Origin of the sequence: Psychrobacter sp. BF1 (genome assembly GCF_019279065.1) — a bacterium.
Taxonomy (GTDB): domain Bacteria; phylum Pseudomonadota; class Gammaproteobacteria; order Pseudomonadales; family Moraxellaceae; genus Psychrobacter; species Psychrobacter urativorans.
Genome location: NZ_JAGYWV010000002.1, coordinates 362,475 through 386,564 on the forward strand (window position 1 = coordinate 362,475; position 24,090 = coordinate 386,564).

Annotated in this window: 20 protein-coding genes; 9 read left to right on the plus strand and 11 right to left on the minus strand. The window is 41.8% G+C overall.

Features of this window, described 5'->3' with window-relative positions; translation table 11 throughout:
* Window positions 1-68: 68 nt before the first annotated feature.
* A complete protein-coding gene (gene dapA, locus KZA12_RS04440; protein WP_218689358.1) occupies window positions 69-974 on the minus strand; it encodes a 4-hydroxy-tetrahydrodipicolinate synthase in 906 nt (301 codons plus the stop codon).
* Window positions 975-1,287: 313 nt separating this feature from the next.
* The gene (locus tag KZA12_RS04445) at window positions 1,288-2,652 is read right to left on the minus strand and encodes a Do family serine endopeptidase (protein WP_373416581.1); all 1,365 of its coding nucleotides are present in this window, start codon (window positions 2,650-2,652) and stop codon (window positions 1,288-1,290) included.
* Window positions 2,653-3,381: 729 nt separating this feature from the next.
* Here KZA12_RS04445 and KZA12_RS04450 point away from each other — a divergent pair.
* Window positions 3,382-5,655 carry a sodium:proton antiporter gene (locus KZA12_RS04450; protein ID WP_218689360.1) on the plus strand — a complete coding sequence of 758 codons (2,274 nt, stop codon included), beginning with the start codon at window positions 3,382-3,384 and terminating at the stop codon, window positions 5,653-5,655.
* Between the two features lie 135 nt (window positions 5,656-5,790).
* Here the strand turns inward: KZA12_RS04450 and tmk are convergent, their stop codons facing one another.
* Both tmk and mltG read right to left on the minus strand, forming a co-directional pair.
* Window positions 5,791-6,477 (minus strand): dTMP kinase, encoded by a 687-nt coding sequence (gene tmk / locus KZA12_RS04455; RefSeq protein WP_218689361.1) that lies wholly within the window; start codon window positions 6,475-6,477, stop codon window positions 5,791-5,793.
* Window positions 6,478-6,634: 157 nt separating this feature from the next.
* Window positions 6,635-7,984, minus strand: a complete 1,350-nt coding sequence (mltG, locus tag KZA12_RS04460; RefSeq protein WP_218689362.1) for an endolytic transglycosylase MltG — start codon at window positions 7,982-7,984, stop codon at window positions 6,635-6,637.
* A 153-nt stretch (window positions 7,985-8,137) separates the two neighbouring features.
* Here mltG and KZA12_RS04465 point away from each other — a divergent pair, with 153 nt between their 5' ends.
* Window positions 8,138-9,037, plus strand: a complete 900-nt coding sequence (locus tag KZA12_RS04465; protein ID WP_218689363.1) for a DNA adenine methylase — start codon at window positions 8,138-8,140, stop codon at window positions 9,035-9,037.
* Here KZA12_RS04465 and KZA12_RS04470 read toward each other — a convergent pair.
* Both KZA12_RS04470 and KZA12_RS04475 read right to left on the minus strand, forming a co-directional pair.
* The gene (locus tag KZA12_RS04470) at window positions 9,034-9,720 is read right to left on the minus strand and encodes a hypothetical protein (protein WP_218689364.1); all 687 of its coding nucleotides are present in this window, start codon (window positions 9,718-9,720) and stop codon (window positions 9,034-9,036) included. The genes KZA12_RS04465 and KZA12_RS04470 overlap by 4 nt on opposite strands.
* Window positions 9,710-9,940: a helix-turn-helix domain-containing protein gene (locus tag KZA12_RS04475; RefSeq protein ID WP_218689365.1), complete on the minus strand. Its 231-nt coding sequence runs from the start codon at window positions 9,938-9,940 to the stop codon at window positions 9,710-9,712. The genes KZA12_RS04470 and KZA12_RS04475 overlap by 11 nt, the downstream gene beginning before the upstream one ends.
* Window positions 9,941-10,030: 90 nt before the next feature.
* Between KZA12_RS04475 and KZA12_RS04480 the strand changes: the two genes are divergently transcribed.
* Both KZA12_RS04480 and KZA12_RS04485 read left to right on the plus strand, forming a co-directional pair.
* Window positions 10,031-10,279: a hypothetical protein gene (locus KZA12_RS04480; protein ID WP_218689366.1), complete on the plus strand. Its 249-nt coding sequence runs from the start codon at window positions 10,031-10,033 to the stop codon at window positions 10,277-10,279.
* Between the two features lie 2 nt (window positions 10,280-10,281).
* Window positions 10,282-11,112: a site-specific DNA-methyltransferase gene (locus tag KZA12_RS04485; protein ID WP_218689367.1), complete on the plus strand. Its 831-nt coding sequence runs from the start codon at window positions 10,282-10,284 to the stop codon at window positions 11,110-11,112.
* A 5-nt stretch (window positions 11,113-11,117) separates the two neighbouring features.
* Here KZA12_RS04485 and KZA12_RS04490 read toward each other — a convergent pair whose 3' ends face one another.
* The gene (locus KZA12_RS04490; RefSeq protein ID WP_256932822.1) at window positions 11,118-12,011 is read right to left on the minus strand and encodes an aminotransferase class IV; all 894 of its coding nucleotides are present in this window, start codon (window positions 12,009-12,011) and stop codon (window positions 11,118-11,120) included.
* 192 nt (window positions 12,012-12,203) lie between these two features.
* On the minus strand, window positions 12,204-12,866 hold the full coding sequence (locus tag KZA12_RS04495) for a hypothetical protein (protein WP_201621627.1): 663 nt from the start codon (window positions 12,864-12,866) through the stop codon (window positions 12,204-12,206).
* 515 nt (window positions 12,867-13,381) lie between these two features.
* On the opposite strand from KZA12_RS04495, the gene aroE reads away from it, so the two are divergent.
* Complete coding sequence (aroE, locus tag KZA12_RS04500) at window positions 13,382-14,245, plus strand: shikimate dehydrogenase (protein ID WP_218689369.1); 864 nt, start codon at window positions 13,382-13,384, stop codon at window positions 14,243-14,245.
* Window positions 14,246-14,263: 18 nt separating this feature from the next.
* On the opposite strand, the gene KZA12_RS04505 is transcribed toward aroE, so the two are convergent.
* Window positions 14,264-15,400 (minus strand): FUSC family protein, encoded by a 1,137-nt coding sequence (locus KZA12_RS04505; RefSeq protein WP_218689370.1) that lies wholly within the window; start codon window positions 15,398-15,400, stop codon window positions 14,264-14,266.
* Between the two features lie 485 nt (window positions 15,401-15,885).
* Here KZA12_RS04505 and KZA12_RS04510 point away from each other — a divergent pair, with 485 nt between their 5' ends.
* Both KZA12_RS04510 and KZA12_RS04515 read left to right on the plus strand, forming a co-directional pair.
* Window positions 15,886-17,706: an acyl-CoA dehydrogenase C-terminal domain-containing protein gene (locus tag KZA12_RS04510; RefSeq protein WP_201621624.1), complete on the plus strand. Its 1,821-nt coding sequence runs from the start codon at window positions 15,886-15,888 to the stop codon at window positions 17,704-17,706.
* Between the two features lie 243 nt (window positions 17,707-17,949).
* On the plus strand, window positions 17,950-18,414 hold the full coding sequence (locus KZA12_RS04515; RefSeq protein ID WP_218689371.1) for a hypothetical protein: 465 nt from the start codon (window positions 17,950-17,952) through the stop codon (window positions 18,412-18,414).
* Window positions 18,415-18,429: 15 nt separating this feature from the next.
* Here KZA12_RS04515 and KZA12_RS04520 read toward each other — a convergent pair whose 3' ends face one another.
* Window positions 18,430-18,804, minus strand: coding sequence for a 5-carboxymethyl-2-hydroxymuconate Delta-isomerase (locus tag KZA12_RS04520; RefSeq protein ID WP_218689372.1), 375 nt, complete (start codon window positions 18,802-18,804; stop codon window positions 18,430-18,432).
* A gap of 35 nt (window positions 18,805-18,839) precedes the next feature.
* On the minus strand, window positions 18,840-19,319 hold the full coding sequence (gene ybaK / locus KZA12_RS04525; protein ID WP_218689373.1) for a Cys-tRNA(Pro) deacylase: 480 nt from the start codon (window positions 19,317-19,319) through the stop codon (window positions 18,840-18,842).
* Window positions 19,320-19,570: 251 nt separating this feature from the next.
* On the opposite strand from ybaK, the gene plsB reads away from it, so the two are divergent.
* Window positions 19,571-22,435, plus strand: coding sequence for a glycerol-3-phosphate 1-O-acyltransferase PlsB (gene plsB / locus KZA12_RS04530; protein ID WP_218689374.1), 2,865 nt, complete (start codon window positions 19,571-19,573; stop codon window positions 22,433-22,435).
* 174 nt (window positions 22,436-22,609) lie between these two features.
* The gene (locus KZA12_RS04535) at window positions 22,610-24,013 is read left to right on the plus strand and encodes a hypothetical protein (RefSeq protein WP_218689375.1); all 1,404 of its coding nucleotides are present in this window, start codon (window positions 22,610-22,612) and stop codon (window positions 24,011-24,013) included.
* Window positions 24,014-24,090: the final 77 nt, after the last annotated feature.

Consider the following 24,090-nt stretch of genomic DNA (forward strand, 5'->3'; position numbering starts at 1 on the left):
GACGCCTATATAGACGCTGAGCTTGACTGTTATTCTATAGCTATGATCTTAGGGACTAATGGCAGCTTTTATAACAACTTTGCTTTTATCAAAGCATTATCGATAGTAGCGTGATGCTCATCAGCCAACCAAACTAGGGGTAGACGAATACCTTTGTCTATCATGCTCATTTTATATAAAGCATATTTGACTGGTATAGGACTAGATTCGATAAACAAATCGCGGTGCAGATGTTTAATCACATCGTGCGCAGCGTTTGCCGCAGTAAAATCACCACGTAATGCGGCACTAAAGCTCTCGCTCATGGCTTTTGGCGCTACGTTAGCAGTTACTGAAATATTACCTTTACTACCGAATTTTATTAGCTCTAGCGCCGTACTGTCGTCGCCAGATAATACTACTAGTCTGTCACCAACTGCTTGAATAAGCTGTTCGCCACGAGTAAGAGAGCCAGTGGCGTCTTTAATCGATACAATATTATCAATATCAGCCAAACGCTCAACGGTTTCTTGGGCGATATCGACGATGGTACGACCAGGGACATTATAAAGCATTTGTGGCATATCAACAGCGGCAGCAATAGCCTTATAGTGTTGATATAAGCCTTCTTGTGGTGGCTTGTTATAATAAGGAGCTACCAGCAATGCACAATCTGCGCCCGCATCTTTGGCATCTTGCGTCAGTTTGATGGCTTCAGTAGTGTTATTAGCACCAGTACCAGCTATGACTGGTACGCGCCCCTTCACATGCTGCACAAAATAGCGAATCACGGCGCTATGCTCTTGCATGGATAAAGTCGCTGATTCACCTGTCGTTCCCACTGCCACCAAGCAATGCGTACCTTGCTCAATTTGCCAATCTATGAGATCTGCCAGACGCTTGTAATCTACCGTGCCGTCAGGGTTCATGGGCGTTACCAAAGCTACCATTGAGCCTTGAAGTCGGGTTTTTATCTCGTCGTATGCTGTGCTCATAACCATGCCTTACTGTATTATCCTAGCTTTTGTAAAAGCTATCACCTGATAGGTTGTGGACAAGGAATTTTTCCTTGCATGATAGTCGTTTTGCTCACTAGTGGTTTTGTTTAGTAGTCTTATTTCTAATAGACAGTGCTGTCTTATAGGCTATGAGACCCTAGAAATACTAGCGGTCTATATAGTGCTATAAACGTCCGCTAGTGTAGCATATTTTAATTTGGTCGCTATCTTCAATTGTGTGTTAAGCAAACGTTAATAACTTAAAAAACTCTATGATTTATAAAAACATCTAATCAATGCGCTTACTACTTTACTCGATACGTAAGCCAATGATGGCTGGAATCCCTTGGCGAATGACTTCTATAGTAACTACGCCTTTTTTGGGTAATGAGGAGATAGCGCTATTAAAGTCTGTGACTTTAGTAATAGGTTTTTGATATAGCTTAGTGATCACATCGCCAGCAAATATACCTGAGCGCGCGGCAAGTCCAGTCGGATCAGTAGCGGTCACTAGTACACCAGTTTTTTCATCAGCAGTTAGCTCCAATTGCTCATCAGCAGTCAAATTACGCAAGCGCAGACCCAAACGCACCACATTGTCTTGCTGATCAATGCCTTCACCTTGCACCCCTTCTGGGGTATCGCTCAGCTTTCCGCTTATAGATAGTGATTTACCATCACGCTGTACTTTTGCGCGAAAGGTATCATTAGGTCGAGCTCGATTGATCAAATTCAATAAATCTGACGCCCGCATAATCTCAATATCATTATATTGTAAAATAATATCGCCAGTTTTCAGACCTGATTTTTGGGCGGGCGAATTAGGCGATACTCGAGTCAACAGCGCTCCTTGGGGCCGCGCAAGCTTATAGACTTCTGCCAAATTACGATCGATATCTTGTGGATAAATACCTAAATAAGCACGCTGCACTGACCCATTAGTTTTGAGCTGCTCATAGATATCCATAGCCGCATCAATCGGGATTGAAAACGACAAGCCCATATAACCGCCCGTACCACTAAAGATACGCGAGTTAATACCTATAACTTCCCCGCCCTGATTGAATAAAGGTCCACCTGAGTTACCTGGATTCAGCGCCACATCCGTTTGGATAAATGGCACGCTCGTCTCTCTTGAAAAGCTGCGTGATTTGGCACTAACGATACCAGCAGAAGCTGAGTAATCAAAACCAAAAGGTGAGCCTATAGCTAATACTGGCTCGCCAACTCTCAATCCAGTCGAGTCGCCGATAGGCAATGCCGGAAAATTAGTACCTACTACTTTGAGTACTGCCACATCTGAGCGTTCATCACTACCTATCAACTTTGCATCTAGCTCAGTGCGATCATTAAGAGTGACAGTGATTTTGTCCGCGCCTGCGATCACATGATGATTGGTCAGCATATAGCCATCTGCCGTTACAAAAAATGCAGTGCCGTAAGCATGTTCGATAGCTGGTTTGGTAGCTTCTTCAGGGATCTGTATTCGATCACCAAAGAACTGACGTAATAACTCAGCGGTCTGTGCTTTTGCCAGCTCTGACTCACTAACCGTCTTAGTAACATTGACTCGTGCTACTCCAGGCGTGACTTGCTGCACTAGACCTGAGAAGTCAGCAGTAGTCACTGCCGCTTGTGCGTTAGTCGCTGTCGCTACTGTGATTCCTGTAGTCATCGTTATAGCGATAGCGACTGTCAGCGCACTGCGAGTTAACCAATAGCTCAAATTACGAGGGCTGCTTTTAGAGTGCATATTCTTTTCCTTAGGCGGTATTTTGACTTGTCTATGGCTGCTTATCTACTATTAACTATCGATTAGTACCAGCTCATTAACGAAGTTGATACTCTACTATTTGCTAGTATTATGCCGTATAAATTAAGCTATGGCTATGCTCATCCTTTACGCCAAGAGCTATTGCTAGCATGGTCATGACAATATGAGTAGAGCAATCTAACTCATCATCCACTGGCAGACATGCCTGACGCAAGGAAAATAAAATCATGCTATGATAATAAGTTAAAACCCTTATTCAACCAACAAAAGTTAATAACTAATACTACTGCGGCTGGTTATAATTGACCAATAATAAAACCAGCCCACTAAATTGCTATAGCCATCCAGTGGTTTAAGTTACTAGCGCTTAATTTGCTTTTACTCACCTCATTAGCAGGCGCTCGTTAACACAGATTATCCCTGTTTATCTCTAGAAGCTGTTTACCTTTAGATACTATTGTTGCTGCTATAAACAGCTAATTGTAATCATTTCACTTTTTACCCTTGCTCAGCGTTTTTTATCATCAACGAAGGCAAAGCTAAGCAGCAACAGCTAACCATTGAAGCAAAATACTGACTACAACAACTAGTGAAATACGTAGCCCAAAAAGCTTATAAAAGGATTGATTTATGGATACTGCTCTACTGCTATCCGGCGTGGTGGCGATAGGCATTGCGGCCCAATGGTTAGCTTGGTACTTAAAGCAACCGTCCATTTTGTTTTTATTACTGATTGGTATTGTCGTTGGCCCTATATTGGGTGTGTTTGACCCTGACTTGGTATTAGGTGAGCTAATGTTCCCTTTTATCTCCTTGGGAGTAGCGATTATTCTATTTGAGGGCTCCCTAACTTTAGAGTTCGACGAGATTAAGCAACACGGTACGGTAGTGCAAATGTTGGTGTCCGTCGGGGTACTCATCACTATCGCCATTGTGGCTTTGTCGACTTATTTACTGTTCGATGTTGATCCGTTAATAGCGCTATTGTTCGGCGCCCTAGTATGCGTGACTGGTCCTACTGTGATTATGCCACTACTACGCAGTGTACGTCCGAATAAGACCATCTCTAATATCCTAAAATGGGAAGGGATTATCATTGACCCTATTGGCGCTATTGCGGTGGTATTAGTCTATGAATATATCATCTCTGGTGGCGAGGCTAGTAGTATTCTACTGTTCGCCAAAATTGTGGTATTAGCGACTCTATTAGGTCTAGCTGGAGCTTGGGCGCTAGCTTTCTTAATGCGCAAGCATATGATTCCTGAGTTTCTACGCAATGTCTTCACTTTAGCTTTCGTACTATTATTGTTCTCTATCTCCAACCATTTAGAGCACGAGTCCGGCCTGTTAACTGTCACTGTATTGGGAGTAGCTCTAGCCAACTGGCCTAAATTCCCTCGTGATACTATCTTAGAGTTCAATGAATCGTTAACGGTCCTACTGATATCGGTATTGTTCATTATTTTGGCAGCGCGTGTTGAGCTAGCCAGCTTAATAAGTGTCGGTTTTGCAGGTTTAGTATTACTTGCTATCGTTATGTTTGTCGCGCGTCCTCTGTCGGTTTGGGCCTCCTCTATTGGCTCCAATCTAAAAACCAGCGAAAAGCTAATGATTAGCTGGATTGGGCCACGGGGTATCGTTGCTGCTGCTATCTCATCCTTATTCGCTATTCGCCTACAAGAATATGATATTCAAGGGGTGGAGCTGCTTGTTCCCTTAGTATTTATGGTCATTATCGGTACAGTGATGATTCAAGGCTTAGGAGCCAAGGTAGTAGGCAACTTGCTGGGTGTACGTGAACCTGAGACTAACGGTATTTTGGTTGTCGGCTCTAATCCCGTGGCCTTATTGATAGCCACTTCTCTAAAGGAGCAAGGCTTCGATGTCATCGTTGCCCATAATAACTACACTAATATTGCCCGTGCTCGCATGAGTGGCCTGCGTACTTATTTCGGCAATCCTATCTCAGATCATGCTGACCATCATCTCGACCTTATCGGTATTGGCCATCTGTTCGCCATGAGCATGGATAAAGAGATGAATACTTTGTCTGAAATTCATTATCGCCACGAATTCGGTGAGCGTAAACTTTATCGTCTTAAATTCAGTGATGAAAAAGTCAGAAGTGAGCGTGATGATAAGCAGTCTAACTTCTCTTCGCAGTGGATGTTCGGCAAAGATGTCACTTATACTAAGCTTGCCAGCATGTTATCTAGAAAAGCTAGAATTAAGATTACTAACCTTACTGATAGCTATAGTTTTGAGCAATATAAGGCAGATAACAAGCAATTTGTCCCGCTTTATACTATTGATAAAGAAGGCAAACTGCACGTCATTACTGACAAGTTTGACGGTACAGTTGCACGTGATCGCAAGCTTATTGCTTTAGTGGTTGAAGATGAAGTACAGCCAAAACCGGTAGATGTTACCGCCAAGCAAGAGCAAGCGCGAGTAAATGCTGATGCTCATTTTGAAGCCAACTCTAAAGCCCCAGAAAAACGCAAAGAAGCTGAGATAATAGATGATGGCTTGGTTGAAGTCTCTATAGATGGTTCTGCTACAAAAGCTGATGAGGCGAAAGCTGGCATTAAAAGTGATCAAACCCTACAAGCTTTCACAGCAGCGGATGCCGCTAAAGCTAAAGCAGTGGCTATCACTGAGGCCACAGCGGCTAAAAACAGTATGACTGCAAGCGAGGTACACCCTAAAGCTAAGCCCATTATCAATCCTAATAGCAATGGTAGCGGTAGTGCACCGAAGACCAAAAGCGGTTCACTTGATCCTAATCGTTTGCCAGATAGTGATAGCGATAAGACAGCTAGTAATGCTGATCACGATATTAAAAATCAGCTTAAAGTCGATTCGGATAGCTCAAACCAGATAAAAGATAGCCCTACAAGCTAAGGCAACTGATAGTTTTAGACATCAAAAAACCCCAGCTCATTGATTTAAATGAGCTGGGGTTTTTAATGCAGCGATTATCGCTAGGCTAATAGCTGTCTTTTATAACTATAGCTTTTATAGTGATAGCTTTTATTACTAGTTAACAGCAAATCTCTGACTAACCACTTGCCAAATGCGGGCACTCACTTCAGTAGTACTGCCTACCGCGTCAATGCGCTCTATACGCTGTGGATGTTGTTCAGCAACAGCGGTAAAGCCCTGATATATACGCAGAAAAAACTCTGTTGCTTGCTGCTCAAACCGATCGGCGGCACTGCGCTTACCAGCCCGCGCCATTCCTTCTAATACGGGTAGATCAAGCCATAGAGTCAGCTCAGGTAATTGCGGAATAAACTGAGCTATCAACCCTTCAATCTTAGCTAGCACTGCTGCATCACCGTGGGCACGGCCATAACCTTGATAGGCGATAGTGGAGTCAGTAAAGCGATCACAAATCACCCAAATACCTTGTTGCAGAGCAGGCAAAATGATTTGTTGTAAGTGATCACAACGAGCAGCGAACAATAGCAACAGCTCAGTGTCATCGTTGATCTCAGTGGTAGGATCGAGCAAAATAGCCCTCAGACGCTCAGCGAACGGACTACCGCCCGGCTCACGAGTCCTTAGATAGTCGATGCCGCTGTGCTGTAATTGCGCGCATAAGGTTTCGATAGCGGTGGTCTTGCCCACGCCTTCTGTCCCTTCAAAGCTAATAAAACGCCCTACTTTAGGAATAATACTATCAGTGTTATCCGACATCTCAGTAGCTATAACTGCTGACATAAATACCGCCTCGTAGTACATATAACGGCTAAACATCGGCACTACCACCCATACCATTGGTGGTAGTGCCGATGTCCAGCTCAGATAAAATTGTGCTAAAACTTATAGCCAATACTCAATTATTTTAGCAGCGAATGATTACTCTATCAGTAAACTATCACTCACTAAGCTGAGTAGGTGCGGTTTGTGATTTTTTCTGACGCATCACTTGCAGGTACTCTTTTACCGCTTTGTTATGCTCAGCCAAGCTACTAGTAAATTTATGGCCACCATTACCAGTAGCTACAAAGTATAAAGCTTCGCTATCGGCAGGGTGCAAAGTGGCTTCTATAGAAGCAGCTGATGGCAAGGCAATCGGCGTTGGCGGCAGTCCATCAATCTGATAAGTATTATAAGAGGTCTTTTCGTTAATATCAGCTCTACGAATATTACCTTGGTAACGGCTACCCATACCATAAATAATAGTAGGGTCGGTCTGCATACGCATACCTTGGTTTAAGCGGTTATTAAACACTGCTGAAACTAAAGGACGCTCACTAGCAACGCTAGTCTCTTTTTCGATGATAGAGGCCATTACTAGCGCTTCATAAGGACTATTATAAGGCAAGTTTGGCGCCCGATTTTCCCATGCGGTAGTCAATGCTTGTTGCTGACGTTTATATAGATCGGTGAGTACTTGCTTGTCAGTTGCGCCCTCAGCATAATAATAAGTGTCAGGAGTAAACCAACCTTCGAGGTTATAACGGACAATAGGATCGCTGCTATTAGTCACTGAATCCGGCAATATACCCGTCAGCTCTAAGGCTTTGGCAATACTAGCATTATCGGCGTCAGCAGTTAAAACTTCTTTGGTGATACCGTCATTATCTCGCAAGCTCTTATACAAATCCTTTGAAGTCTTACCTTCGATAATCTGTACTTTTACCATGGCTACTTTCGCGCCTTGCCCTAATATTTGCAGCGCTTCAGTGATAGTAGGGTTCTCAGGCAATGGATAAATACCAGCATGAAGGGGTGCATCGATTTGTGACTTGATATATAGCTTAGCAATAGTGACCGAAAACAGCGGAATCTGCTCTTGCCACTGCGATAGCAGACCATAATAAGTATCGCCTTTTTCAATAGATACTTTTTTCTCAGGTTGGCTTATACGGCCAAACAAGGTTTGATAAACCATTACTAATAAGAAGGCTGCAATAAGTCCTAATACTAGCAATATCTGGTAACCACGCTGCATAAAGAACGACGGGTTGTCTTTTTTATAGCGCCGAGGTGGACTAGCGCCACTAATTAACGATACATCAGTCACTGGTGCTGGCATCGAAGCCACACGCTCGTCTTTAACCGCTGTCGGTTCTGAGTCTAGCGCTGCATTAGTTGGCTTAATGCTATTAGAGTCAACGCTAGTGGACTCAATATCAGTAAGCTCAGTAACACTAAGGTCTGGATTGTTTGACGGGATGTCGTTAGCTTGATTATCAGATGTATCAGGTGTTGGCTTACTCATGGCAACTCACAGGGCAGAAGTTTGGCTAGAATTTAGCACTGAAATGCTTACTTTTCAATATTATTTACTTAGTCTTATAAAATAAGGATTAGAAATGTTATAATTTTGCGCTTAAATTTTGCAATATAATCTATATAAAGAAGGTTGTTAGTAATGGCAAAACCATTCGTAAAATGGGTAGGCGGTAAAAGCCAGTTAATACCAGAAATCACTCAGCGTTTACCTGAATACATAAAAAATGGTATGCCATATATTTATATTGAACCTTTTAGCGGGAGTGCTGCATTCGCGCTGCATCTTTTAGATAGTGAACATCCACCCTCTGCAATTATCCTAAACGACATAAACACTGACTTAGTTAATCTTTATAAAGTTATCAAGTCTCATCCCCATGAATTATTAGCATATCTAAAAGTAATTCAAGCAGAATATGATGAACTTGAAGACAAGGAAGCTAAGCAACCTTATTACTATGCCAAACGCGAAGCTTTTAATACACGAGAAGCTGATGACATCACGCATGCTGGTCTATTCATATTTTTAAACAGAGCGGGCTTTAATGGCTTATACCGAGTAAACAGTAAGGATGGATTTAATGTTCCTATTGGGAGCTACAAGAAGCCAAACTTCGTTTTTGAGGATACAATTTTACAAGCTTCAAAAGTATTAGATAATGTAAAAATATATAATCAAAGTTACGAAGATACACTTAGCTATTTAGAGCAATCAAATAAGAGCAATTTACCTGCTTTCTTCTATTTTGATCCACCTTACAAACCTTTGAGTGAATCTTCTAGCTTCACATCCTATTCTAAGGACAGCTTCAATGACGAAGATCAAGAAAGGCTAAAGTCTTTCTGTGACTTATTAGATGAAAAAGGTTATCAGTGGCTGCTGAGTAATTCTGATACGACTAAACTTGATAATGAAAATTCATTTTTCGACACTCTATATTCAGACTACAAAATAGAGAGAGTTCAGGCTAGTCGTAGCATTAATTCTAAAGGTTCAAAGCGTGGAAAGGTTAATGAGCTTCTTATTAGAAACTATTAAATTATCTTTTGACTTGGTAAGACACCGTCCTGAATAGCCTGCATAAATTCTTTTTTAAAATAGAATGCAAAACCTTTATTTGATACATAGCGTTTGAGTTTATTAGAATAAATAGAGCTATAAGGCTTACTATCTTTTGTTCTAATTTGCATATATTGACCATTTGCCGTATGTAACATGCCATCGTTAGGATCATCCATCATTGCATGTACTTTGGATTTTATCGTCTCAAAATCATTATCAAGTATCTTTTTTAACGCAGCGTTATCTTTTAAATCAAGATAATGCGCTGGTAAAAAGTACCAATCTTCCTCGTTTGCGCCCTTTACTGCTGGTACGTATAGAATGCTTTCAATTTTACGGTAAAGATGTGTCTCATGGAATGTCTTCTCGTTATAAAATAAATCATCAAACTGTGTACCGATTTGGGTAATAGCCATAGTTTCCATTGGACTGCCATCGGGTTTTGATTTGTTTGTTTTTAGCTCCCCATTTTCAAAATCAAGCGCACTATTCGATAGATTCAATAGTAATAACTTTTCTAAAAACTGACCTGCAAACCCTTTATTCCCTTTTAATTTAGTCAGGTCAATAGGATCTTTCAGGTTAGGATGATTTTTCAATATACCAAATTTAATGTTGTATAAACTTGGTAGCATCGGGAATGCTTCTTCAATCTTCATTTTCCACCTCAAATATAAATAATTCTGACAAGCTCATCTCAAACGCATTAGCAAACACTTCAATGTTTTCTAGCGATGGGTTGCGCTCGCCTCTCTCTATCATGCCCACGTAATTCTTATGAAAGCCTGTTAACTCACCCAGCTGCTTTTGACTTAAATCACTTGCTTTACGCAACTCACGAATTCTTTTGCCGAATTTGACTAAAATTGGTGTTTCCATTTGCTTTATTCTCAATAATTAGTTAATATTAAAAACACACAATAAGTGTCTTTTTAATATTCTTAGATTTTGAAGACAAGGAGGCTCACTATGATAAATATTGAAAACCTCACTATTAATATCAGCACTAAATCATCAGTATCTGCTGACTCTTTAGATACGCAAGACTCTTTAATAGTGAGAGATGAATTAGTAAGTATGCTTCGCATCATCAGCAAAGATGAAATATTCTCCAAACAAACGGTTGTTATTCCAGACGATTGCGAGCAGTATGGTTTCGCAGAGGGTGAGTTTAAATTACCCGAACTTCTTTATTTCTTAGCCGATATGCTGGAATAGACATGGAAAGTTATTCATTTTTTCAAAGTAGTAGTTTGGATTTTAATTTATTTAAAGGCGACTGTTTAACAGTTGTTCCTCAGTTAGATAAAAATGTAGACATGGTGTTTGCTGATCCGCCCTACTTCTTATCCAATGATGGCATGACAGTAAAAAACGGAAAAATTCAGTCAGTTAATAAAGGTCAGTGGGACAAATTAATTAGCGACGATGACGCTTATGCTTTTACCTATAAATGGCTATCTACTGTACGTGAAAAAATGGCAGATAATGCAACCTTATGGGTGAGTGGCACACATCATAATATTTTTACTTTAGGACGCATATTACCTGAGCTTGGTTTCAAAATACTCAATGTTATAACGTGGGAGAAGACCAATCCACCGCCCAATTTTTCCTGTCGCTTTTTTACTCATTCAACTGAGTTTATTATTTGGGTAAGAAAGCATCCTAAAGTACCACATTACTTCGATTATGATTTGATGAAGCGCTTAAATAACGATAAGCAAATGAAAGATGTTTGGCGCTTGCCAGCTATTGCCAAGTGGGAGAAATCATGTGGTAAACATCCAACACAAAAACCATTGGCATTACTAGCTCAGATTATTTTAGCATCTACTAAAAAAGACGCCTTAATCCTCGATCCTTTTGCAGGTTCTTCAACGACAGGTATTGCGAGTAATGTATTAGGCAGACGCTTTATCGGTATTGAACAAGAAGCTGAATACCTAAGACTTAGCCAGGCTCGCTATCAAGATCTGCAAAACGACGGCAGGAAAGAATTTTTTAGACAGCATTTTTATCGTTTATTGAATAAAGAAGACAGCAACTAAATCACTTAAAAACTCACCACTTCACCACTCAACAAAGTAAGCGCTGACACTGGCATAACTCCACGTACCGCATTGCAAAAGAACAGCTGTGACAGTTGAGGTAAGTCGTTATCTGTTAGAGGACGAATGATGACCGGTTTAGTAGTCACTGCTAACGAATCTATTAGTACTTGGCGCATCACCCCAGCAACGCCGGATTGGCTCATAGAAGGTGTGTACCATTGAGATTTTGTAAGATAGTTTAAGGGTTCTGAGTTATTGACAGTATTTGCTTTTAGAGAGAGTGTCGATTTGCTATAAACCGTATCATTTAATTGATAAAACACATTGCTCATCGTCCCCTCAACCCAAGCGCCCGACATATCACGTAGCAAACCCTCGCCATAGCTTTTATAAGCTGATTCTAACTCAGCGTTAATACTTTGTAACTCACCACTTGCCAGCACATTGTCGAGGCGGTTTAGGCTTTTGAGGCCTGCTAAAGTTGGTGGCAAGCAGGCAAGCTGTGAGGCTAGACAGCAAGCTTGCGTCATCGGCTGTAGCAATAGCGAACGTCCATCAGGCAAACTTAACTGTTCGGCAATAACCTCAGTTATCGGCGTAGCTTTAAGCCAAATCTCACAGGCACTGCCCGACTCACTAGTCCTAAACCCATAACCACGTAACGCTTGCTCAGCACGAGTAATGATAAGCTTGAGCATCCCTTGTTGCAGCTGTTGAGCTTGCGCCTGTAGATCGAGCAACAATTCGTCGCTATCGATATCGAGTTGTAAGGCTTGGGAGTGCGAGATGAGTCGTTGCTGATGATAGTCGAGCCATAATATAGTGCCCTCAATCACTGCCATAGTAGTAAAAAAACCATCACCATAAGCCAACCCACGATTATTAGGCGTCAGCATTGTGTGTCCATTATTAGGCTGGGATGGTAACGCTGACCATAAGCTGTATTTATCTGATATCATTGATAATATGACTTAAAGGATAAGGGTTAGTACGACTGTTGATGCGATTATTAGCATAGGCGTTGAGGCTGTCGCTAACCGCTTTGCTAGCCCTTGCATTGGTGTAGCGACTTGATTTGATTAGCAAGCTTAAGTGCTGGCACCAGCTTTATTAAGTATTAACATACAGCTGTAAAACTCGCATTTAGCCAGCTCTATTTTTTGGCCGCCTATAGTCTGATTCTTGATGATTTGACCATTTAGCATGTCTGCTAGCAGTTTACCGCCCTCATCACCCATCAACTGGCGCGCTACTTTATAAGCCTTTTTGGCATGAGATTTACTTTGCTGTTTTTCTTCATCAGAGTCAGTAGGGTTGGCATAATACCAACCTAGCTCCAAATATTTTTGTGAGTCGATGACATCTAAGTAAGGCGATTTGGTAGTCATAAAGCGATATTTGGTCGCAGGATTACTAGCATAGTCTAAGCTATTCTCATCCTTGCTCACCACTTTGCCAAAGGTGGCGTTAATGTCGTCTAATGCATCGATTTGAATCGGTTTTACACTGCCCTTATTCCAACTAGCCAAATCGTAACTGACTGGTATCCCTTGCTCAGTAACTGCACCATCTAAGTCGCTTTGCGCTACAGTGCTATCTGATGCGGCCTTTTCAGATGTTGGTGCATCACCACTAATAGTGGCAGCAACATCTTCTGCAGTGCTTTTATTCTCACTGTTGCAGGCGCTTAATGATAGGCTAGCTACCATAGTCATGCCAATCATAAAGGTCTGTAGAGGTTTATTCCACATGGGCAGTTTACTCACATTTTTAGGTTTATCGCAAAATTGTATTAGCAAAAACAGTAATGCATTAGCAGTTGATGTCGCTAACTGCTGCAATAAGTACGCCATCGCTGTGGTCGAATGTTCAACACGCCCTAGTATTAATAGTTATAGATGTCACGCACTTGATAACATAGTTTACCCAACTGCCAAGCTATTGACTAGCCTTTACGTTACAGATAACAATCACCGCTAAGAGATATTTGTTACCTAAGTATTTATGAGCTAGGTATTTGTCTAAAACTTGCTATTACTATTATTAGTGTCAGTCACTAAGTGTTGGACTGAGATTTATAAAATCTTTAATTCTACTCTATTATAGGGTAAATTTTAGCCACTTTTAGCTTTGCCTTTTTACTGCTTGCGGTGACAAAATTGCTTTAACAAGATCCTTATTACGTTTTTATTATTCTCCTCTATTTATAGCGTTAGCTACTTAGGCTCAACCCTATAAATAGCAGACTACAGGCAGCCTAGCACTTATGAATAAAACTTTAACTTTTACCAAAGCTCAGCAACATTTTATGGTCATTGGCAACCCTATTGCTCATAGCAAATCTCCTGAGATTCACCAAGTATTCGCCAAGCAAAGTGGCCTAGACATCAGTTATCAACGCCAATACTGTCCTGATAATGCTGAAAGCTTTTATGCAGTGGTTGCGGCTTTTTTTAATGGTGGCGGTGTAGGAGCCAATGTTACGGTACCTTTTAAACAACTGGCTTATGATTATTGCCAGACTCAGGGTAGCTTGTCTGAACATGCCAAAGTTGCAGGGGCAGTAAATACTTTATTGCTAAAGAATGAGGCGCTATATGGCGATAATACTGATGGTCAAGGTTTAGTCAATCATATAAAGAGCCTAGGCTGGCCGCTCGCTGGTGCACGCGTGGCTATTATTGGTGCTGGCGGTGCAGCACGCGGAGTAGTCCTACCCCTTATACAGGCTGGGATCAGTACTCTGACGATTGCCAATCGTACTGTTAGTAAAGCGCAGGCCTTAGTCTCTGAGCTTAGTGCAGCTAGTAGTACCATCAACAGTCATAAGCTTAAGAGCTGTGCTACTGAAGAGTTAACTGGAGCTTTTGATTTGATTATTAATGCCACTTCTATTGGGCTCTCAGGAAATACTTTGCCATTAGCAGACGACTTAAGCTGCCATTATGTTTATGATTTAATGTATGGACGAGCCTTACCGTTTTTGCAACATTTTGCCCAGCGTGGCGCGCAGACTTCTGATGGCTACGGTATGCTTATCGCTCAAGCGGCGCTTAGCTTTGAGCGTTGGACTGGACAAGCCGTCGATGTTAAGAGCGCAACGGTCAGCCTAAAAGCAGGGGCGACATAAAGCCTGTAAAAGCGGCATTTACGGCTTAGAGCCATAACGCATAAGCAGACGTTTTTCTAGCTTTCGCAAGGGTAAGCGCAGCTTAATCGAATGCATCATCAAGCCGCCAGTAAGACCTAACAGACAGCCGAGTGCTGTATCGAGCAAGCGGGCGCGCATAACTTCCTGATAAATTTGCTCGTTCAGCGCATTACCGCTACCGTACTCAGCAATAAATATAGTTAAAGGGGTGATAAAGATAACCGCCAGCCCATAATGACGATCGATTAAGGATTCAATACTCAACATCATCACTAGTATAGCGCAGGCCACTTGCCAGCCGCTCAAACCCCACGATAACATCCATCCTGCTAGCCCTACACCTATCAAAGTACCGAGCAGGCGGTGAAACTGCTTTATCCAAATAGTACGAAGATGAATCCCTTGAATGATAATAAAGCAGCTCACTGCTGCCCAATAAGGGTTAGACATCTCCAGCAGCACTGCGATCAATAAAGTCAGACTAACAAAACTGGTCACTATAATACTTTCACTCAGTGTATCTGGCTCATAATTGTAGCTAGGTGCAGGTTGGCTAGGCCTTGTCGCTAGTAACAGTAATGAATAAAACAAAGCTATAATGATTGAAAAGACGCTACCAAACATCACTAGAGCTGTGGCTGGCAGCACTTTTGACAAAGGTATAGGTATAAATAAAGCAATAGCGCCAGCCATCATAATGAATAGCCCTGCTGGTGGCGGCTGGCGATAGTAGCGACCAAAAGCAATCACCGCAAAAGCCATCAGTGTAAATACGGGTAACCTAAGCCAAGGTAACTGCTGCGCTGTTGCTCCTAGCGCAAAACTTAACGACATCCCAAAGCCCCATGCCATCACAGTGACCAATCGATGTGGCAATGACCCGACTAACGGTAAGTTTAGGATAATCATAGCACCTAATGAGGCTTTAATACCTGAAGGCAAATCGCCAAAATAAGCCCCAACGAATACCGGAAAGCTGATAGCAATAGCCGCTACAATCGGCATATGCCAAGGTCTTTGACTTTTTTTAACGCTAAATAAATGCGCAATCTCACCTTTTATCAAAAACCTAAGCCTGATCAACACTTGTTGAAGCCAATACTTTAACTGATATATACGCGGCGCTGGACTCATAAAACGAAGTTCCTGTTGACTAGGGTTAGACAAACCCTAGTTAATTATTACTTATTGTTGATTAATTAACAGCTAAGCTATACTGATATCAATTGTCTCATATAAATTAATTTAATAACTTATGTGATGATATATGAATATTAGTTATGTATCATATATTTATTACTCTATAACGCTTATAATAACGCCAATGTTGTACTAGATTAAGCCTCACAGTAGTCTTTAGTCTGCTGTGCCTCTAATCGCACATGGCAAAAAGCACCTTCCCCTAAGATTTATAGTAGACGGCTAAGATTAAACGCCTAGCCGTGATCACTGCTACTCTCTAGTGATAACTTATGGGTATATCCCATCACTCAACTCATAACCTGCTGATATAGCTAGTTATAGATATTTTTATAGTTATATTACTATTACATTTGGATATAACCACCTGATAAGCCCTAAATTTAATAATTTTGGCACATTAAATAGCGAGACTGACTATGTTAACTTACAAAGCACCTTTACGTGATATCAAGTTCTTAATTAATGATGTGTTTGACTACCAAACTCATTATAAAGATTTGGACAACGGCGCTAACGCGGATCCTGAAACTATTGATATGATTTTACAAGGCTTTGCTGACTTCGCTGAAAATGTCTTAGCACCTTTGTACCAGCCAGCTGATGCAGAAGGTTGTCACTTTGAGAACGGTGTTGTCACAACCCCTAAAGGCTTTAAAGAAGCATATGATCAGTTTGTAGACGGCGGTTGGCAAGGCATCTCGTACCCTGAGAAGTTCGGTGGTATGAACCTACCTATGTCAATCAACCTCATCAAATCTGAAATGATGGGTACGGCGAACTGGCCTTGGGCGATGTATCCTGGTCTATCGACTGGTTGTATCAATACCATCATGCAATATGGTACTGATGAGCAAAAAGAAACCTATCTACATAAATTGGTTGAAGGCTCTTGGGCGGGTACTATGTGTTTGACTGAGCCCCAATGCGGTACTGACTTGGGCCAAGTCAAATCAAAAGCGATTCCACAAGAAGATGGTAGCTATAAGCTTAGCGGTACCAAAATCTTTATCTCTAGCGGTGAACACGATCTAACTGAAAACATCATTCATATCGTCTTAGCCCGTCTACCTAATGCACCAGAAGGCACGCGCGGTATCTCCTTATTTATCGTACCAAAATTCTTGCCAAATGCTGAAGGCGACATTGGCGAGCGTAATAGCATGAGCTGTGGTTCTATCGAGCACAAAATGGGTATTAACTCATCAGCCACTTGTGTATTGAACTTTGATGAAGCGGTTGGTTATTTGATTGGTGAGCCCAATAAAGGCCTAAAAGCTATGTTCACTTTTATGAACACTGCTCGTATCGGCACGGGTATCCAAGGCTTAGCACATACTGAACTATCTTTCCAAAATGCCCTACCTTATGCCAAAGATCGTCGCTCTATGCGCACTTTGTCAGGGGTTAAAGATCCTGAAAAAGTAGCCGATGCTATCATCCATCATGCCGATGTACGTCGCATGCTGTTGACTCAAAAAGCCTTTGCCGAAGGCGGTCGCTCAATGATTTATCATGCAGCACGCTATGCTGATAAGATGTCTCAAGGTATCGCTAATGGTGATGATGCTGAGTTTGAAAAGTGGGATGATAAGTTAGGCTTCTACACTCCTATACTAAAAGGCTTCTTAACTGAGCTAGGAATTGAGGCTGCCAAACACGGTCAGCAGATCTACGGTGGTCATGGCTATATTAAAGAATGGGGTATGGAGCTCATCGCTCGTGATGCCCGTATCGCCACTATGTACGAAGGCACAACTGGTATTCAAGCCCTAGACTTATTAGGCCGTAAAGTTATTTTACAGTCTAAAGGCAAGATCATCCGTGACTATACTTCTACTATCATTAGATGGTGTGGAGAGTACGCGCTTGATAAAGACATGCGTAAATTCGTTTGGGCATTGACTAAGCTATGTGCTGAGTGGAACACCCTAACCGTGCGTTTGATGTTGATCGCTCGTAAAGATCGTGAAATTATTTCAGCGGCCTCTGATGACTTCTTGATGTATTCAGGTTATGTGATGATGGGCTACCATTGGGCACGTATGGCGGCTGTCGCTTATGAGAAGTTAGAAAGCGGTGGTACGGAATCACCAGAATTCTATCAAGCCAAAATCCAAACCGCAGAATTCTATTTCGATAAAATCTTGCCACGTACTTCAGGTCATGCCGAAAGCATGGTTGCGCCAAGTGAAAGTATGACTGGGATGGATATCGAAAGCTTTGCTTTCCTAGACTAACATTAGCTTAAACTAGTTGCCGTTAACTGTAGTTGATGGCAATCAAAAAAAAGCGCTCAGTGATTAATCACTGGGCGCTTTTTTTTGGGCTATTTTTAGCTATTAATTTTTAGCTACTATAAGCTGCCGATATAAACACTAACGCACCTTAAAACGATCAACAGATACAGCCTAACTTGCCACTATCAGTTCTCAAAGTAATATAATATAAGCTAATACTCTTGAATTTTATGAGCATCCGTTATGAATCTATTCATGAATAAAACCCTTATCCCTACTGCTGCTATTATTGCTTTAATGAGCATAAGTAGCGTACAAGCCCGCCCTAACAATAATACTGCTAATAAGACCGATACCCCGATTCATTTTAACAAAAGCCAAGTAAGTACCATTATCACTGGCAAACTGAATCCTGATCAAAATGAGCATTGGTATCAATTCAATGCTACCGGCTTGCAGTATGCCTTGATTAATATTGCGCCACTCTCTGGTACCCCTGAGACTGCCAATGTTGGGGTATTACAGATGCCCAACGGTAAGCAAGATGGCACTAAGGGCGGTATCATCTATCAGGGCTGCCTACCAACAACAGGGCACTATCGACTACGTATCGCCCGCAACTTGATGGCTACTCAAGGCCGAACAGCAGGTTATACTGTTGAGGTTATTCTGCTACCGAAATATGCTAGTGAGTCGCTATGTAAATAGGTGTAGCTTGCTCCCTTAGCTACCCATAACTTTCTTATGATAAATAGGGCTAATATCTTCTACTTCGACACATATCTGTAGGCTGGCACGACCTGATTGTTCTGGTGCTAGCTTTTGCTCTAAAGTTGCTACTAATAGCTGCGCTAACTGATTGCGAGTCTTATCATCACGTCCTGCCATCAGCTTTAGGTGGGCGTAAATAAAACCTTGCTGTTGCTCATCATCCTCCACGCCAACCAAAAAAGTCTTCACCGGTAGGACTCGGGCCTTAATGTCTGTGGCCTTGCCAAAATGTCCACTATCCCAAAGCGCTTGGTTAAGAGCTTTAAGTAAAGACTCTTCATGAGGAATGCTGACGTTCGGCGTCGCCTGAATGGTTAAATGAGGCATAGTTCTATCCTTGGAGTAAGTTTAAGATGAAGTGGCTATTTATCGGTAATATCTGCAATGTCTACAAAGCGCGCATCTAAAGTCTCCGCTAACTGCTGTGCGGTTAATTCGAGCTCTAAACCCCGACGACCAGCACTGACATAGATGGTTGGCTGTTGTTGTGCTAAGTATTCTATAACGGTTACTAGACGCTTTTTTTGACCGAGTGGGCTGACCCCACCGAGCACATAACCAGTACTGCGCTCGACTTGCTTAGGATCAGCCATTTGTACTTTTTTGCAGCCGATAGCTTTAGCCATCTTTTTAAGACTGACTGTGCTATTGACTGGCACAATCGCTACGGCTAGCTTATTGGTTTCGGTCTGTACTACTAAGGTTTTATATACTTGCTCAGCAGCCACGCCTAATTTCTCAGCAGCTTCTAAGCCATAAGAGGTAGCTTGGCTATCATGACTATAATCATGAAGTTGGTAGTCGATATTGAGCTTTTTTGCCAGCTCGATAGCAGGGGTCATAACGGCTCACTTAAAGAGTAATAGCAACAGGCTTAGACTAAAATAATCCAGCTAGCTTATATAGTAAGCAAAGATAGCCGACAGGTAAAGTAGTAGCTCCACCTTTGCGATAACTTGGATTTACTCAACGTGTAGTTAAGCTTTTGGCATCTACAAATAATAATACTAGTAGATACCGACACCATATATCGCTTTAACGACTTTTGTGGCATCATAAGCGCATTACATTTAACAAAGTTTGACTGCTGATTATGATACCCAGTTTTTTAAAAAACAAGTTTTTAACAGATCGCGCTGCTAAGTCGTCTTCAACCAATACTGCTGACGGTAGTGATGATGTTGGCGGCGTTGATAGCCGTGCTGATGGCAATTTGGACAGTCAAAGAGTGCTAGTTAAGCCTGCTGCCAAAACCCCTATCAATCAGCTCTATCGTAAGCTATCTGGACAAATACTGGATGTAGCAGTCAAACCCAAACTGCTAGGTGAGTTACCTGAGTTCGCCGCTGAGGATCAAACCCTCACCTTTTATGTGCTGCAAGATTATTCCCGTTCCAACAGTATTCTCATCGATTTACAAACCCAAGAGCATAAGCTGCCGCCAGCTTTAGTTGGGGTAAAAGATAGTGTCCATCAAATAGATGAGAGTGCGGCTATCATATTTTTGCATCATCCAAAGGCTAAACAGGATCAAGTTTCACCGCGTTTAATGCGCTTGATTTCTGCTGCTCTTCAATACCCACAGTTACAGATTCGCTTAGTGCCAGTGTCTATTTTATGGGGGCGTGCGCCTGAAAAAGAGGACTCGCTGTTCAAATTGCTGATGACTGATAACTGGCAAGATCCTAGCATCACTAAGCAGCTCTTTAACATCGGGGTGATGGGCCGGGATACTTTTGTACAGTTCCATCCTTCACAAGATCTGCGTACCGTCGTTTATCATAATTTGTGCGAGGAAGAAGAGGACAACTCTGTAGCGACTAGCGTTACTGATGAGTTAAGCGCCAACTTGCATAACGATGATGTTGATCAAGAAGATCTACTGCCAAAAACAGCTGATAGTGATCGGTCAAATGCTCAGATTAGTAGCGAGATACTACAACCTTCACCGATGAATTCTTTAGTAGCTGCTGCTGATGCCAATCGTGAGGTGGCCCATACTATCCAGCAGCAGTTGAATGTCTATCTCGATAAGCAGCGCGCTAGTATGCTGGGACCCGACTTATCTGACAAACGTAATCTAGTCGACAAGCTCATCTACTCCCCAGCTATCAAACATGCGATAGAGACCGAATTCAAACAGACGGGCACTAGTGTGCGTGAAGCGCATATCTTAGCCAAAAGCTATGCTAATGAGATGGTCAACGATTACTCTTATCCTATTATTCGAGTCTTTGATCGGTTTTTGACTTGGTTATGGACTCAGCTCTATGATGGCGTAGAAGTACACCATTTTGAGCGAGTGCGTGAGCTGGCAGCGGATTATGAGATCATCTATGTGCCTTGTCATCGCAGCCACGTCGATTATCTGCTGTTGTCTTATGTTATTTATAAGCGTGGACTGAGTATTCCTTATGTGGCGGCGGGCGACAATCTAGACGTGCCTGTATTAGGACCGTTATTACGCGGTGCAGTGGCTTTCTTTATCCGTCGTAGCTTCCGTGGTAATGCACTATATACTGCAGTATTGCGTGAATATATGCATACTTTAATCACTCGTAATACGCCGATTGAATACTTTATAGAAGGCGGACGTTCGCGCACAGGCCGCTTGTTGCCGCCGAAGATGGGCATGCTAGCGATGACGGTACATAGCCAATTACGCAAGACCAATAAGCCCGTAGTCTTTATTCCTACTTATATTGGTTATGAACGTATTATGGAAGGCGGTACTTATATTGGTGAGCTCAAGGGTAAGCCTAAAGAGTCAGAGTCGTTGATAGGGCTACTCAAAGTCACCCGTAAGATTGAACGGGTCTTTGGTAATGTGCATTTAAGCTTTGGTACACCATTACACTTAACTGACTTCATGCAGAAATTTGATGTTCCTGCTGAAAGCTTACCCGCTGATCGTACTGATACGCCACTGGATGCCAAAGCTACGGCTATGGTCGATAATATCGGCGTCAAGATCATGCAGCACATCAATAAAGCGGCGGTAGTCAATCCAATATCGCTGTTGTCATTAGTAGTATTATCAGCGCCAAAAGCGGCGCTAGATGAAAGTATTTGTCGCGAGCAGATTGCTCTATATCAGAGTATTGCTCGCCAGCAGCCTTATGATGAAGATACTATTATCACTGACATGAGTCCGCAACAGATTGTTGATTATGGTATCAAGCTCAAGCTTATTGAGCGTATACCACATATCTTAGGGGACATTATTCAGGTCGTTGATCGCCAAGCAGCGCTCCTTAGCTACTTCCGCAATAATATATTGCATGTGTTTATTTTACAGTCGTTCTTAGCAGCATTAGTGGCTCGTAATGGTCGTATCAAACGTCATCGTCTCGATGATATCGTAGCGCAGCTATATCCATTCCTGCAAAGCGAGTTGTTCTTGCATTACTCCGCTCACGGACTCAAAGATACGCTCAATGATAAGATAGACAATCTAATTGCGCATGACTTAATCGTTGAGTTGGGTGATGGCATACTCGGTATTCCTGAAGCCAATAGCAGTAGCTATCAACAGCTGACTGTATTGGCAACACCAGTCGAACACAGCCTTGAGCGTTACTTTATGACCCTTGCCTTACTAGCGCAACAAGGCTCAGGTAACTTGACCGCAGAAGAGGTCGTTGATCTATGCCATCTACTCGGTCAGCGTCTATCAGTACTCTATGCCGACGATATTCCTGACTTCTTTGATCGCTCGCTGTTTACCAGCTTCGTCAATGCGCTAAGTCGTTTGGACTATATCCAAACCGATAGTGAGACTGGCGTTCTAACTTTTGATGAGCGCATCAATAATATCGCTCATCATGCCAAGTATGTGCTTAGCACGGATATGATGCAGATCTTGCAACAAGTGGCGAGCCTAGATGAAGAAGAAATCGCCCATGCTATCACGGCTATTAGCAATAAAAAACAGCGTAAGTTTGGCCGTAAGCGCTAGCCGTTGAAGCGAGCTAGTCACCATAATTATAAAAAAGGGCTTCTTTATGAAGTTCTTTTTTTTGGCAAAAATTTCTGTTACTATTAATGATCAGCATAAAGTAATACTAATCTGTATGCTGGTACTCAAAACTCATCTGACCCCTTGCCTGTCGTCATGCTACGACAGCTATATATGACTCTAGAATTTTATCAAGTAAACCGCCCTTTCTCTTTATCTAACATCACTCAACTTCTTTATTTTCATAGCCTAATTAATGTAGTGGCTATTAATTTACGATGTTCTAAATTTATAGTATTCCCTTATATCAATCCCAAGTCGCCTTATCGCACCCCACCTCACTCCGTGCCCCAGCTGCCTAGACACCTCAAGCAGCAAGCTATCTATAATGAGTTAGCAAACCTTGATACTCAGCAAGCCCAAAAGTTTTTGCTGAGCTACCAAAAGTTTAAACATCGTATTTATGGTAAACAAAACCCAACCGATTTTACCAACCCTTTTTATCAATGGGTTATTAAGCATGACCTTAATGCTCACAGTATTAGAAAAATTATCATCGATAATGATGTGAGCAATAACAGCTTTGAAACCTTACCTTTCTGGTCTCAAGGGCGTATGGGCGAAAGCCGAACCCTACTGCCAGATGGACGTATTATTCTAATTGCTGGTGAATATGAAGATTACTATGATGCAGATTTTTGTATTTATAATGAGGTTAGCGTTATAAATACCGATGGGATGATTAAGGTTTATAGCTATCCAAAAACTGTGTTTCCAGCGACTGACTTTCATACGGCTACTTTAGTTGGTACTGCAGATAAGCAGCATATCATCATCATCGGCTCATTAGGTTATACGGATAATCGCCTCTATAATCACACTCCTGTCTATCGCCTAAATATTCATGATTTTACGATTCAGCAAGTCGCCACTCGTAATAGTATGGGCTGGATTAATCATCATCATGCCAGACTACAAGATAACCGAATCATCATCACTGGTGGACAGTTATTGATCGATGACATGGCCCCACTCCTTGATAATATTGATATGTGGGTGCTGAATCTTACTACTTTGATTTGGAAAAACGTTACTCAACGTCATCGCAACTGGCAACGTTTCTATGTCAGACGGCAAGATGGCAATAGCTTAAATCTTTGGAAATATAAGCAGCTAGACCAGTATCTAAAGTCAGATAACACAGCTGAATCATCACAAGGTATAGCTTATATTAACGATCAGACAAAATATTATTCAGCCGTTATTGAGCAATGCACTAATCAATCCGCTAATAGCTACCTTTATCATCAGTTACTGATACCCCCTCTTGATCATAGAACTTGTGCTCATGAAGAATTCAGTGCTAGTAGTAGTAATGCTAGCGACAATACTAATGGCTACGATCATGTTTTGTTTATTGATGAGATTAAAGTTGGCTATAAAACAGCTGACGACAGCTGCATCCAAGTGTTTATCGAAGGCAAATTGTCCGAAGATAAGCTAGAGCTACTACAACAGAATCTACGCCACAAGCTATCAAAGCTTGAGAACATGGCTTGTGAAGTAATAGATATTTAAACTGATTATTTTGATTATTCGCCACTCAAAAAAAAGACCACTAATGAATTAGTGGTCTTTTTTTATCATAATATAAT

Excerpts from the sequence above, each read along its gene's own strand:
- dapA (WP_218689358.1), bottom strand. The coding sequence starts at position 974 with ATGAGCACAGCATACGACGAGATAAAAACCCGACTTCAAGGCTCAATG.
- KZA12_RS04445 (WP_373416581.1), bottom strand. The coding sequence starts at position 2,652 with ATGACTACAGGAATCACAGTAGCGACAGCGACTAACGCACAAGCGGCA.
- KZA12_RS04450 (WP_218689360.1), top strand. The coding sequence starts at position 3,382 with ATGGATACTGCTCTACTGCTATCCGGCGTGGTGGCGATAGGCATTGCG.
- tmk (WP_218689361.1), bottom strand. The coding sequence starts at position 6,477 with ATGTCAGCAGTTATAGCTACTGAGATGTCGGATAACACTGATAGTATT.
- mltG (WP_218689362.1), bottom strand. The coding sequence starts at position 7,984 with ATGAGTAAGCCAACACCTGATACATCTGATAATCAAGCTAACGACATC.
- KZA12_RS04465 (WP_218689363.1), top strand. The coding sequence starts at position 8,138 with ATGGCAAAACCATTCGTAAAATGGGTAGGCGGTAAAAGCCAGTTAATA.
- KZA12_RS04470 (WP_218689364.1), bottom strand. The coding sequence starts at position 9,720 with ATGAAGATTGAAGAAGCATTCCCGATGCTACCAAGTTTATACAACATT.
- KZA12_RS04475 (WP_218689365.1), bottom strand. The coding sequence starts at position 9,940 with ATGGAAACACCAATTTTAGTCAAATTCGGCAAAAGAATTCGTGAGTTG.
- KZA12_RS04480 (WP_218689366.1), top strand. The coding sequence starts at position 10,031 with ATGATAAATATTGAAAACCTCACTATTAATATCAGCACTAAATCATCA.
- KZA12_RS04485 (WP_218689367.1), top strand. The coding sequence starts at position 10,282 with ATGGAAAGTTATTCATTTTTTCAAAGTAGTAGTTTGGATTTTAATTTA.
- KZA12_RS04490 (WP_256932822.1), bottom strand. The coding sequence starts at position 12,011 with ATGCTGACGCCTAATAATCGTGGGTTGGCTTATGGTGATGGTTTTTTT.
- KZA12_RS04495 (WP_201621627.1), bottom strand. The coding sequence starts at position 12,866 with ATGTGGAATAAACCTCTACAGACCTTTATGATTGGCATGACTATGGTA.
- aroE (WP_218689369.1), top strand. The coding sequence starts at position 13,382 with ATGAATAAAACTTTAACTTTTACCAAAGCTCAGCAACATTTTATGGTC.
- KZA12_RS04505 (WP_218689370.1), bottom strand. The coding sequence starts at position 15,400 with ATGAGTCCAGCGCCGCGTATATATCAGTTAAAGTATTGGCTTCAACAA.
- KZA12_RS04510 (WP_201621624.1), top strand. The coding sequence starts at position 15,886 with ATGTTAACTTACAAAGCACCTTTACGTGATATCAAGTTCTTAATTAAT.
- KZA12_RS04515 (WP_218689371.1), top strand. The coding sequence starts at position 17,950 with ATGAATCTATTCATGAATAAAACCCTTATCCCTACTGCTGCTATTATT.
- KZA12_RS04520 (WP_218689372.1), bottom strand. The coding sequence starts at position 18,804 with ATGCCTCATTTAACCATTCAGGCGACGCCGAACGTCAGCATTCCTCAT.
- ybaK (WP_218689373.1), bottom strand. The coding sequence starts at position 19,319 with ATGACCCCTGCTATCGAGCTGGCAAAAAAGCTCAATATCGACTACCAA.
- plsB (WP_218689374.1), top strand. The coding sequence starts at position 19,571 with ATGATACCCAGTTTTTTAAAAAACAAGTTTTTAACAGATCGCGCTGCT.
- KZA12_RS04535 (WP_218689375.1), top strand. The coding sequence starts at position 22,610 with ATGACTCTAGAATTTTATCAAGTAAACCGCCCTTTCTCTTTATCTAAC.